Annotated in this window: 9 protein-coding genes; 3 read left to right on the top strand and 6 right to left on the bottom strand. The window is 62.0% G+C overall.

The genetic code is table 11. The features are described 5' to 3' along the window. Positions 1-60 precede the first annotated feature (60 nt). The 3 genes from ACVOK8_RS00905 to ACVOK8_RS00895 form a co-directional block, all read right to left on the bottom strand. A complete protein-coding gene (locus tag ACVOK8_RS00905; RefSeq protein WP_405051672.1) occupies positions 61-444 on the bottom strand; it encodes a hypothetical protein in 384 nt (127 codons plus the stop codon). Between the two features lie 124 nt (positions 445-568). Then, positions 569-1060 carry a chemotaxis protein CheW gene (locus ACVOK8_RS00900; protein ID WP_481565156.1) on the bottom strand — a complete coding sequence of 164 codons (492 nt, stop codon included), beginning with the start codon at positions 1058-1060 and terminating at the stop codon, positions 569-571. Between the two features lie 298 nt (positions 1061-1358). Next, on the bottom strand, positions 1359-2126 hold the full coding sequence (locus tag ACVOK8_RS00895) for a flagellar brake protein (protein WP_481565155.1): 768 nt from the start codon (positions 2124-2126) through the stop codon (positions 1359-1361). A gap of 351 nt (positions 2127-2477) precedes the next feature. Here ACVOK8_RS00895 and ACVOK8_RS00890 point away from each other — a divergent pair, with 351 nt between their 5' ends. From ACVOK8_RS00890 to ACVOK8_RS00880, 3 genes are all read left to right on the top strand, one after another. Continuing rightward, complete coding sequence (locus tag ACVOK8_RS00890; RefSeq protein WP_481565154.1) at positions 2478-3230, top strand: class I SAM-dependent methyltransferase; 753 nt, start codon at positions 2478-2480, stop codon at positions 3228-3230. 118 nt (positions 3231-3348) lie between these two features. Continuing rightward, on the top strand, positions 3349-4371 hold the full coding sequence (locus ACVOK8_RS00885; RefSeq protein ID WP_481565153.1) for a GNAT family N-acetyltransferase: 1023 nt from the start codon (positions 3349-3351) through the stop codon (positions 4369-4371). Between the two features lie 34 nt (positions 4372-4405). After that, positions 4406-5800 (top strand): FAD-binding oxidoreductase, encoded by a 1395-nt coding sequence (locus ACVOK8_RS00880; RefSeq protein WP_481565152.1) that lies wholly within the window; start codon positions 4406-4408, stop codon positions 5798-5800. Between the two features lie 167 nt (positions 5801-5967). Here ACVOK8_RS00880 and ACVOK8_RS00875 read toward each other — a convergent pair whose 3' ends face one another. The 3 genes from ACVOK8_RS00875 to ACVOK8_RS00865 form a co-directional block, all read right to left on the bottom strand. After that, positions 5968-8199, bottom strand: a complete 2232-nt coding sequence (locus tag ACVOK8_RS00875; RefSeq protein WP_481565151.1) for a methyl-accepting chemotaxis protein — start codon at positions 8197-8199, stop codon at positions 5968-5970. A 411-nt stretch (positions 8200-8610) separates the two neighbouring features. Continuing rightward, entirely contained in the window at positions 8611-11244 is a 2634-nt protein-coding gene (locus ACVOK8_RS00870; protein WP_481565150.1) for a methyl-accepting chemotaxis protein, read from the bottom strand. Between the two features lie 132 nt (positions 11245-11376). After that, the coding region (locus tag ACVOK8_RS00865) for a methyl-accepting chemotaxis protein (RefSeq protein WP_481565149.1) at positions 11377-12202 on the bottom strand (826 nt) is incomplete at its 5' end.

The raw sequence follows: 12202 nt of genomic DNA, 5'->3' as shown, positions 1-12202 counted from the left end.
CCCCGCCATGTCATAGGCGCGGGGTGGCACGCCGGCTGAGCCGGCGTGACGAAAGGCGGATTACTTGATGTTTGCCAGCTTCAGATTGGCCGGCGATGCCACTTCGATTTCGGCGCGCGATGCGTCGCGCTGGATCTTGCCGATCACGCAGACCGTCTTGCCTTCCAGGGTTTCCAGCGGAAAACCGAACTTGCTGCGGTTGCTGCCGGCGATACGTGCCGAGAAGGTGTGGCGCGGGAACATGCCGCCCATGTGCAGGAAGGTCGGCTGGCCTTCGGAGCCTTCGGCGTAGCGGGCCTTTTCAACCTTGCCGCAGACCATGCCGTCCTTGCCGGCGAAACGCGCGGCGGTCTCCGGCGGGATCATCTCGGCATCGGCAACTGCGTCAAACGCAACGGTTGCCAGCACGGTGGCAGCGAACAGCGGAAGTACATGCTTGTACATCGGAAACTCCGGGAAGGGATAGTAGGGCCGGTCGGGGAGGACGGGCATGCAATGGCTATCGGCCTGCAAATGCCTCCCTTGAGCCGCATGCGTGAAACTGTGATCGGCTTAGCGAAACGCTCGCTTAGGCCGCTTCTTCGGCAGCGCTCGATTGGCCGAGGTCGGCGGTGTCGAGCAGGGTCTCGATGTCCAGCAGGATCAGCATGCGATCGTCCTGGGTGCCGATGCCGGAAATGAAGCGGGTATCGACGGCAGCGCCGAATTCCGGTGTCGGGCGGATCTGCTCGGCACTGAGGGGGATCACGTCGGAAACGCTGTCCACGACGATGCCGACAACGCGGTCCTCGACGTTGAGCACGATCATCACAGTGAAGGCGTCGTAGCGGGCCTCATCCAGGCGCAGCTTCAGGCGCAGATCGATGACAGGCACGATGGTGCCGCGCAGGTTGATGACACCCTTGATGTAGTCGGGGGCATCGGGGACGCGGGTGACGGCGTCATAGCCGCGGATTTCCTGCACTTTGAGGATATCCACGCCGTAGTGCTCGTTGCCGAGAGTGAAGCTGAGGTACTCGCCACCGGTGGTATCGGCGGACGTGCTGCGGGAGTCATTCATGGCGGATCCTGGTCCTGGCGGGCTGCCGGTGTGGTGCGGCTGATGCACCGGTATCGGCGTTGCGGGTGGGGACTTTAGGAGGCCGACGGGGAAAGCTCCGCTGTGATCTGGTGTGGCGCATGAAGTGTGCGCGTCATCATGTTTCAGTGTGCCGGTTTTCTGTCATATCGGCATGCGACACGGCCCTGCCGGGGCCTGGATCATGCCTGCAGATGCTGGGCGCCTGCTGCGCGGCTTTGGACGGCGTCAATGCCATCGTGCAAAGTTCAAATCCGAATGCCTGCGAGGGGCGGGCAACTCAATCGCCGTTGCTACGTGCCTTGCGTAGACGATCGATGCGGAAGATGTAGCGCTGGATGCTGTTGTCCGCACCGCGTGGCAGGTCATCGAAACGCAGCCCGATGCGGGTCATCTCCGTGCCATTGGGTTGCTTCTGTTGGCGCAGGTTGCAGACCACCAGCGGGGTTGAGATCGGGGCGCTTTCGGGGATCTCCAACACGCAACTGTAGCGGCTCTGCAGCTTGAGCAGGTTCTGGTCGGGGGGCAGCAGCAGCGCAATGCCACCGGCGCTGATGTCCAGTACCCGCCAGCGGCTGGCTTCACCGCCGTCCGGGTCTGGCAAGACGCAATATGGCGAATCGCCGACCGGGGTTTCCAGGCGGTAGAACTCGCGCCGCTGCAGGTGATAGACCTCCTCCGGCAGCGGCACCTCAAAGGCGACATGGCCGTCGCGCTCGATACGGCGATGGCCTTCCAGCTGGAAGCGCACCGTAACCTTGTCGACCTGGCCGAAGCAGAGCAGGTCGCTTGCGGTCTCGACCGAGCGGTTGATCGAGGGTACCGGGCTGGCATCGAGCACCAGGTGGTGCATGTCCACGTCCAATACCGCTGACGGGAAGGCCTGGTCACGCCCGTCCGGGTGCACATTGATCATCGAGCGTTGATCGATCATGGCCTGCAACAGGTGCCGCACTTGATGCGGGTTGCGCACCATGTAGCGGTCGTCGGCATAGAGATTGCCGGCGTGCGGGGAAGGCGTCGGTGCGGGCGATTCTTGGTCGGGCATGGACACGGTTACGGTTGGGTCGATGATCGGCGCAGCGCTGATCACTGCGCTTCAAAGTGTGATAACGGCCGCCTTTTTAGCATCTTTAGGCGGACTGTTACGAGTTCTGCCACGCGTCGGGGCATTTGCCGACGGTGGCACGGCGCTTGGCCGTTGCGACGTAAGCGGCTTGCGGATAATCGAAATGACACTACTAGATCAGCTTGATGGCGGCTGAACGCAGGTTTCATCTTTGAGAGAGTTGTGTGAAATATCGATAATTTGTGAAATCGAGCACTGTTCTACATATTGCGATCCCTGAGCATCTGCGACTTCTTCCACCGCAGTACCCTCATAAATAGGGAACAGCAAATGAGCAGGGAAGCAGCAGATCAGTTCGATCAGTTGGGAGCGCTCTACGAGGACATGGCGACATGGCCCTTCCGCAGGTACATCGAGACGCCCAGCGTGTTTGCTGCGCTGGGCCCACTGGAAGGTCTGGATGTTCTGGAGTTTGGTTGCGGCAGCGGCTACTACTCGCGTCTGTTGAAACGTGCAGGTGCACGCAGAGTGGTCGGCTACGACCTTGCCGAAGGCATGCTCGACTATGCGCGTCGTTGCGCCCAGCGCGATGGGCTGGACATCAGTTTCCACTCCAGTCAGGGCGAGGCTGGTAGCGCTGCGTTCGATGTGGTGTTGGCAGTCTATGTGCTGCCCTATGCGACGACGCTGGACGAGCTGGATCAGATGACGGCGCAGATGCTGGCACCGCTGCGCAGCGGCGGGCGCTTGATTGCCTTGCCGATACATCCGCTATACGCGCCGGCGCCCACTTATTACCAAGGTTGCGGTTTCATGCTGACGCCAGATGACAGCGAAGAACCTTATGCCGAGGGCGGACGCCTGCGCCTGGATCTGCGCTATCGCCAGTACGACGCCAGTGTGCATGCCTGGTACTGGTCACGACAGGCGATTGAAGCATCGCTGCGCAAGGCTGGCGCGGATGCGATCCGATGGTCCAATCCAACGCTCGCCGAGGACAACGATCTGCCGGACGTTCCGCCTGCATTGCGGGCCTACGTGGATGAGCCACATGCAGCAATCATTGCCTGTCGCAAGCGCTAGCGACGATAGCCGCTAGCGGGTGTTCTGCGGCGACGGCGAAGTCGCCGTCCACGCGCCATCTTCCTGTTCCTGTCCCGGCTCCGGCTCCGGGGTACTGGGCGATCCTGAGGGTCGGGCAATGTCCATTGAAGTGGAAGTGCGGCTTTCCATCGATGCGTTGGACCAGGCTGAGTACCGAGCGTTTCATCGGGCAAGCCAGGCTTCTTTCTTCTATGACTGGCGCTTCCTGTGCGCAGCCGAACGCTCGCCATTGCTGTCCATCCAGGGCACGTACTACCTGCTGGCCAGAGCGGAAGGGCGTCTGGTGGGGTTTCTGCCCGCCTATCTGCAATCGGTACGGACGGTGGATCCGTTCGGGCTGCTGGCGCGGATGGCGGGTATTGAAGGCGGTCGTGGTCAGAGCGCGTTGTTCAGTCACGTCATGCATTGTTTCGACAGCGAGGTGATCGCCCTCCCAGGCGCGGATGTCGAGGATGCACTGGTACTGGCCTTGAAGGACTTGGCCCATTCGCTGGATGCGCATTATGTTGGGGTTCTGAACGTGGCGCGCGAGCAGGCCCGGCAGCAGTTGGCCGGGCAGGGATTGGACGTACGTTACCTGGTCGACAGGTATTTCATGGACATGACCCGCTTCGATGGCTTTGACGCAGTGCTGAAAGCCCTGCCAAAGGATGGCCGCTATGAAATGACTCGACAGCTGCGCAAGTTCGCCATCGCCGACGCCCAGGTCGGGCTGCACGCTCCACCGTTCGATCATCGTCTGGAGCAGCTGGCCGAGCTGTGCCAGCAGACCACCGCGCGCAATGGCACGCCGCAGTATTTTCCGGCGCAGGCATTGGCGCAGTTCGTGCGGACCTGTGACGACCTGGTGCGACTGGTGCTGATCGAGGACAAGGGCAAGGTGGTGGGCGGGCTGATCTGCTTCGTCGAGCAGCCGCTGATGTGCATATGGTCGGCGGGCATGCGTTACGACCTGACCGACTACAGCCCCTATACGGTGAGTTTCGCGTTTGCCTATGAATGGGCTTTGGGCGCTGGAGTCCGCACTATCGAAGCCGGCCGCTTGAATGCACGCATCAAGACCCGTCTCGGGCTGCAACCCCTACCGTTATACGCCGCGACCAGCACAGTGGCTGGCTGATTCGCATCCATCTGGCCAATCCAGGAGAACCGACATGGACCCGTTGCACCCGAAAATGCTGCCCGACGACTTTCGTGCGTTCTCACAGGCGCTGGAGGGAAAGGTCAGGTCGCGCCATCACGCCGAGTACGCGAGCTGGTACTACAGCACCGGATGGAACAAGCGCGACTTCGAGCGCTATCCCGAGTACATCGTCCGCGCCGCATCCGTCGACGATGTAGTCAGGAGTGTCAATTTCGCGCGGCTGCATCGGCTACGGGTTGCCTTGAAGGGATCCGGGCATAGCTATGCCGGTAGTTTCTTCCACCGTGGCGGCGTATTGCTGGACCTGTCGGCGCTGAACGCGATAGAGGTGGATGTGCAGCAGCGGCGGGTAACGGTTGGGCCGGGCGTAACCAGCGCCGCGCTATCTAAAGCCTTGGCACCCCATGGACTGGCATTCCCAACCGGCCATGGCGGCAAAGTGGGTTTGGCGGGCTTCCTGCTCGGCGGTGGGCTGGGCATCAACTGCGATGCTTGGGGTGGAATGAGCGCCTTCAATGTGATTGCGGTGGATGTAGTGACTGCAGACGGGCGATTGCTGCATGCAAGCGAGAACGAGAATGCTGAATTGCTGTGGGCGGCGCGTGGTGGAGGTCCCTGCCTGTTCTTCGCCGTGGTTCGTTTCCATCTGAAGGTGTGGCCCAAGCCGACCATGATGATGGCCCGCAGCTATCCAGTGGACGCGGTCAACCTCAAGCATGTGCTGCGGGCACTGTGCACACGTCGCGACGATCCGCGTATGCAGATCATGTTGGCGCTCGGTGGCGCGGAGGGATTGCCTGCAGCCTTGAGTGCCAGCGTCTTCTGCGAGGACATCACGCAGGCCACCGCGCTGCATGAGGCATTGCGCGGGGATGTGGATCCGTGGGTGGGGGAGTTTGGCGAACAGGTGCTGGACAGCTTCGAACCCATCTATCGGCAGACCGAGCAGGCGATGGTCAGCAAGCGCTACCGGGCTGACAACATCATGACCAATGCGGTGGAGCAGGTCGCTGAAGCGCTGCTTTCGGGCATGCGCGCCCGGCCTTCGCCCAGGACGTTCTCGCTGGTGATCATGCGACCGGAACACAGCTATGGCGACGCTGCGTACTCGTTGCATGGGCGGATGTCGGTCTCTACCTATGCGCAGTGGAACCTAGACGACGAGGACGAGTTGAACCGGGATTGGCTGCGTGGCGTATACGACCAGCTGGCGAGGTTTGCGACCGGTAGCTACGTCAATGAGTTTGACCTTGAGACACGCTCGCAGGAGGTAGCCCGATGCTACTCCGAGGAAAGCTGGTGGCGACTACAACGGCTGCGCCAGCGTTATGACCCGGCGGGTGTGTTCCCGGGTGTGTCAGTGCTGGGGGCGGACGTCGCAGAGCGCGAGTACGTCGCTGGCTGAAGCACGGTGTTTAGCGGAGCGATGACTTGCTGGGCGACCCAGTGCGTCTGCCTGAAGTGTGGGTAAGCCCGCTGCCGTAGAGTGTCAACAATGCGTAGCGTAGCGCCAGCACGCCCGACGATGGCAGGCAGGACGGAGAGGTCCTGCCCGCCAGCGCTATCGCTTGTTTAGAACTCCTGCCAGTCATCCGTGCTGGCAACCGATGCCCGACTGGCCGGTTTCGGGATCGCTCGCAGCGCAGGACGACCACGCGGCGGTGCCGCGTCCGGGCTGGCGGCAACCTTGGCCAGCGATGCACTTACCGAGCCAGCCAGACGGAACTGTGCCACTGCATCGGTGAGCTGATGCGCCTGGTCTTCCATCGAGCGAGCGGCGGCGGTGGCTTCTTCGACCAGCGCCGCATTCTGCTGGGTGCTTTCGTCCATCTGCATGACGGTCTGGTTGACCTGGTCGATACCGGTGGACTGCTCCTGCGAGGCAGAGGAGATGTCGGCCATGATGGTGGTGACGCGCTGCACCGAGGCAACAATCTCGTCCATGGTGCTGCCAGCGTTGCGTACCAGTTGCGAGCCCTCGGCTACCTTGTCGACCGAAGTGTCGATCAAACCCTTGATCTCCTTGGCCGCTGCCGCCGAACGCTGCGCAAGCGTACGCACTTCCGAGGCAACCACCGCAAAGCCGCGGCCCTGGTCGCCAGCACGTGCCGCTTCCACCGCCGCGTTGAGCGCGAGGATATTGGTCTGGAAGGCGATGCCGTCGATGACGCTGATGATGTCGGCGATCTTCTTCGACGAGGCCTCGATCGCGCTCATGGTGGTCACTACCTTGCCGACCACGTTGCCGCCCTGTGCTGCGACCTCGGCGGCACCGCGCGCCAGTTGATCAGCCTGACGGGCATGCTCGGCGTTCTGACGGACAGTGGAGGTGAGTTCCTCCATCGATGCAGCGGTTTCTTCCAGATTTGCTGCCTGTTGCTCGGTGCGGCGTGACAGATCGTCGTTGCCGGTTGCGATTTCGCTGGCCGACAGGCTGATACTGCCGCTGGCCGACTGGATGCGCGAGACAATGCTGGTCAGCTGGTCCATGGTGGCATTGCCATCATCCCGCATGCGGGCAAAAACCCCTTGGAAATCGCCTTCCATGCGCTGGGTCAGATCGCCCTGGGCAACTGCCTGCAGCAGCCGCGACAAGTGCCCAAGATTGTCCTCGGTGGTTTCCATCAAGGAGTTGACGCCACCGACCATGTCGCGGAAATCATGCTCGAACTGATCTGCATTGCCGCGTTGGCTGAAGTCACCGGCTGCAGCTGCATGGGCCAGCCGCTTGATCTCGTTGTTGATCGCCGAAAGGCTGGTTTTGGTGTTGTCCATAGCCTGGGTGATGGCAGCTTTCTCGCCCGGTAGACGGTCCATGTCCACCGACAGGTCACCGCGGGCGTAATGACGCATTACTTCAACCACCCGCATCTTTACGCCAATGTGCTGAGCAACCAAGGTGTTGACTTCGCGCACCATGCGCCCGTATTCGCCGGGGAAGCGGGCTTCGTCGATGCGGAAGCTGATCGCGCCCTGGTCGTGTTCGCGGGCCATCTCGATCTGCGCACCGATAACGGCTTTCAGCTGGTTCTGCACGCGCTGCATCGAAGCAAGCAGTGCACCAACTTCGTCCTTGCGGCTGCTGTCGATGTTGCTGTCCAAGCGACCATTGGCAACATCGTCAGCGGCGCGCAGTGCATCGTTCACCGGACGCACGATGGCGCGCACGATCACCACGCCAAAGGCGACGGACAACAGGCCAAGCAGCAGCATGCAGACGATGATGGCAGTAGTGCTGCGTGTCTGTGCAGCGTTGGCTTCGGCCACTTCCTTGTCCAGTACGCTGGCAACGTGAGCGCTGAGCTTCTCGACGGCGTCAAACAGGTCGCGGCGGCTGACGCGTGATTGATCGTTGGAGATGTTCTGCGCAAGTTCGAACTGGCCCTCGTTGATTGCCTTCTCCATCAACGCGTGGGCACTGAAGTAGGCCTCCAGGGTCTTGCTCAACTCGGCGTACAGGCCCTGTTGGGTGCTGTCGGCGGGCAGTGCTTCGTACTGTTTGCGGTGCTCTGCCAGCTTCTGCCGCTGCTCGATGATGCGCTGGTTGTACTCGGCAACAAAGGCCGGTTCGCTGAGATGGGAAAGCTGGGACAACTCGGCGATGCGGATCTCGGCCAGATCCGCGCGTATCCGCTCGAGATACTGCACGGCCGGCATGTAGCGGGCGCTGACCTGGTCGAGCTGGGCGGTGGCCTGGTGCAGGCGCTGCACGGCAAAGCCGCCCATGGCGAGCGTGGTCAGCGTGGTCAGGGTGAAAGCAAGTGCGAGTTTTCTGGCGATGCTGAGGTTGCGAAAGAACTCCATCTCTGACTCTCCGGATCGACTGCAGATTTGGGCGCTGCGCGGGTCGCTATTCAACCGTCCTTTGCACAGCGTAGTGTCCACGCCGCAAGCCTATGCGGGCGTTGTCATAGCCGATAACGGCGTTATCTGACTGCGCTGTAGGGTTCTATCTGCTCTGAATTCTGAAGAATTCAGCACAATGTTCAGCGTCAACATCACATTACTTAGCTGTTCAAAGACATCAGGAAAATTAGGTGACGGCACCGAAGTGAGGAATGTGCGTCTATTCACTGTTTCACGGAATTTCAGTAACTCTCTTACGATCAATCGCGGTGTCCTGTTCGAATCTGGAATCTCGTCCGGCGGGCTGACAGAAAAGAAAAGAAAAGCCCCCGGCATTGCTGGCGGGGGCTTTCAACTGGCTTGGTTGGATCAGAACTCCTGCCAGTCTCCGACATCCATCTTCCGCATTGCCTGGCCACTACGCCCGCTACTGGCGACCGTGCGCAGACGCTGTTGTCGGTGCTGCGCGACGGCAGCAGCCGGCGCCTTGGCCGCGGGCTTGTCGGTGTTGTCAGCGGCGATGCGGAATACCGCCACGGCCTCGGTCAGCTGGTTGGCCTGGTCTTCCATGGAGCGCGCGGCGGCAGTGGCTTCTTCCACCAGCGCGGCGTTCTGCTGGGTGGTTTCGTCCATCTGCATGACGGTCTGATTGACCTGGTCGATGCCGGCGCTCTGTTCCTGCGAGGCCGCCGAGATCTCGGCCATGATGTCGGTCACGCGCTGCACCGAAGTGACAATTTCGTCCATGGTGGCGCCAGCCTGCTGCACCAGCACCGAGCCTTCGCCGACCTTGCCGACCGAATCGTCGATCAGGCCCTTGATCTCCTTGGCCGCAGCCGCCGAGCGCTGGGCGAGGGTGCGTACTTCCGAGGCAACCACCGCGAAGCCGCGGCCCTGCTCACCGGCACGGGCGGCTTCTACCGCCGCGTTCAGCGCCAGGATATTGGTCTGGAAAGCGATACCGTCAATGACGCTGATGATGTCGGCAATCTTCTTCGACGAGGCTTCAATCGCGCTCATGGTGGTGACCACCTGACCGACCACATTGCCGCCCTGGCTGGCGACGCCATGCGCCCCGATGGCGAGCTGGTTGGCCTGACGGGCGTGCTCGGCGTTCTGGCGCACGGTGGAGGTCAGTTCCTCCATCGAGGCGGCGGTTTCTTCCAGATTGGCGGCCTGCTGCTCGGTACGGCGTGACAGGTCGCTGTTGCCGGTGGCGATTTCGGTGGCGGCCAGGTTGATGCTGGAGGCGGCGTGTTGGATGCGGCCGATGATCTCGGTCAGCTGGCTGACGGTAGCGTTGGCGTCGTCGCGCATGTTGGCGAACACGCCGTGGAAGTCACCCTGCATCTTCGCGGTCAGGTCGCCACGGGCGATGGCCTGCAGCAGCTGCGAGAGCTCGGACAGGTTGCCGTCGGTGGTTTCCATCAACTGGTTGAGGCTGCTGACCATGTCGCGGAAATCATGCTGGTAGGCATTGGCATCGCCACGTACCGAGAAGTCGCCCTGTGCGGCAGCACCGGCCAGACGCTTGATCTCGCTGTTGATCGCCGACAGGCTGGCCTTGACTGCATCAACCGTCTCGGTGATGACGGCCTTCTCGCCGGGCAGGCGTTCGATGTCGAGGGACAGATCGCCATTGGAATAGCGCTTGATGACATCCAGTGCCGACAGCAACGTCTGGATGTGCGAGGCGACGAGTGCGTTGCTTTCCTTGACCATCACCCCGTAGTCGCCGGGGAAGGCGATCTCGTCCATGCGATAGCTGATGGTGCCGGCATCGTGTTGCTTGGCCATCTGGCGCTGGGCACCGATCACCGATTGCAGCTGCGACTGCATACGCTGCATGGAGCTGAGCAGGGCGCCAAGCTCATCATCGCGTTGCACGCTGACTGTGTTGTCGAGTTTGCCGGCGGCGATGTTGTCGGACAGCTTGACTGCCTCGTTCAGCGGTTTGAAAACAAACCTGCGCAGCAGCAGGAACAGTGCGCCACACAGCAACAGGGCGGCAACGATGCCGACCACGATGATGGTCCACAGCAGGGCACGTGCCTGCTGCATCAGCAGGGCACGCGGAACTACCACGCCGAAGGCAAAGGTCTGCTCGGCATTGCCTATCTTCAGCGGCACATAGGTTTCCACCATGTCCTGATCGAGGGCGGCATCGTGATGCTGCTCGAAACTGATCTTGCCGTTGGCGGTGTTGGCCAGCATCGCGCGGGTGTCTGCGTCGTCGGCTTTGGTGCCCACCATGGCCGGATCACGATCAGCGATGATGGTGCCGGCCGGCGACAGCAGGCGCACATAGCCTTCCTCCATCGGGCGCATTTTGGACAGACGGTCCTGCAGCGACTGCAGGGCGAAATCCACGGTGACCACGCCCAGGAATTGACCGTCCTGCACGATCGGTGTTGCCAGCGTGGTCATCAGGATCTTCTTGCCGCCAATCTCGTAGCTATAGGGTTCCAGCACGGAGGGCTTCTTGTTGGCGGCCGGCTGCAGGTACCAGTCGCCGTCTCCAGGTACGTCGTAGCCGCGCAGCGGTTCCTGCACCGGTGCGCCGTCCTGCCAGGCCCAGTAGCTCATGAAGCGGCCGCTGGCGTCGTGGCCATCGGCGTCGATATGGTTGGCATCGTCGCCGTCGAAGGCCTGCGGCTCCCACAAAGTGCCGACACCGACCCATTGCGGATTGTTCAATGCCTGCGAATGCAGCACCTGTGCGGCGCTCAGGCGGCTGAAGCCGCCCTGCTGGCGTAGTGCCAGGAAGCTGCGCGACAAGGTGTCATTGGCTTCAAAGCCGTGGCCGAGCTCGGTAGAGATGCGCTGGGCCTCGAGCTGGGCGATGTTTTCAAGGCTGACCCGCGAGGCCGACAGCAGTGCATCGCTGCTGCGTAGATAGATGAACAGTGCGGTGAGGCCGAATGCGAAGGTCGCGACCAATGCCGTTCCCAGCATCAAGCGCATTGCAATACTGCGGGTGAGGAAATTAGTGGGCAAAGACATGGGTTACTGCTGGCCTGGTAGGTAGGGGTTTGTCAGTACATCGGCATCTGCAGGCCGAGCTGGAGCGTTTTCTTGAGCTGAAATGACGACGCCCCTATTCAGGGGCGTCGTTCATACGCGTGCAGCTGGCGATCAGAATTCCTGCCAGTCGCCGTCGTTGTCGACGCGCACTGCGGCATTGCCGCGTTGCGCCGGGGCGACCGCACGCAGACGACGTGCCGGGGCAGGGGCTGCGGGAGCGAATGCAGCCTTGGCCTGCTGCGGCTGCGCGACAACGGCCTGCCCGGCATCGGTACGGAACACCGCAACCGCTTCGCTGAGCTGGTTGGCCTGGTCTTCCATGGAGCGTGCGGCGGCGGTGGCTTCTTCCACCAGCGCGGCGTTCTGCTGGGTGGTCTCGTCCATCTGCATGACGGTCTGGTTGACCTGGTCGATACCGGCGCTCTGTTCCTGCGAGGCCGCCGAGATCTCGGCCATGATGTCGGTCACGCGCTGCACCGAGGTCACGATTTCGCCCATGGTGGCGCCAGCCTGCTGCACCAATACCGAGCCTTCGCCGACTTTGCCAACCGAGTCGTCGATCAGGCCCTTGATCTCCTTGGCCGCAGCCGCCGAGCGCTGGGCGAGGGTGCGGACTTCCGAGGCAACCACCGCGAAGCCGCGGCCCTGCTCACCGGCACGCGCAGCTTCCACCGCAGCGTTCAGGGCCAGAATGTTGGTCTGGAAGGCGATGCCGTCGATGACGCTGATGATGTCGCCGATCTTCTTCGACGAGGCTTCAATCGCGCTCATGGTGGTGACCACCTGACCGACCACATTGCCGCCCTGGCTGGCGACGCCATGCGCGCCGATGGCGAGCTGGTTGGCCTGACGGGCGTGCTCGGCGTTCTGGCGCACGGTGGAGGTCAGTTCCTCCATCGAGGCGGCGGTTTCTTCCAGATTGGCGGCCTGCTGCTCG

The sequence above is a fragment of the Stenotrophomonas sp. STEN083 genome (assembly GCF_056759195.1).
The sequence above is the reverse complement of the archived record's forward strand: the minus strand, read 5'-3'. Positions and strand labels throughout refer to the sequence as shown.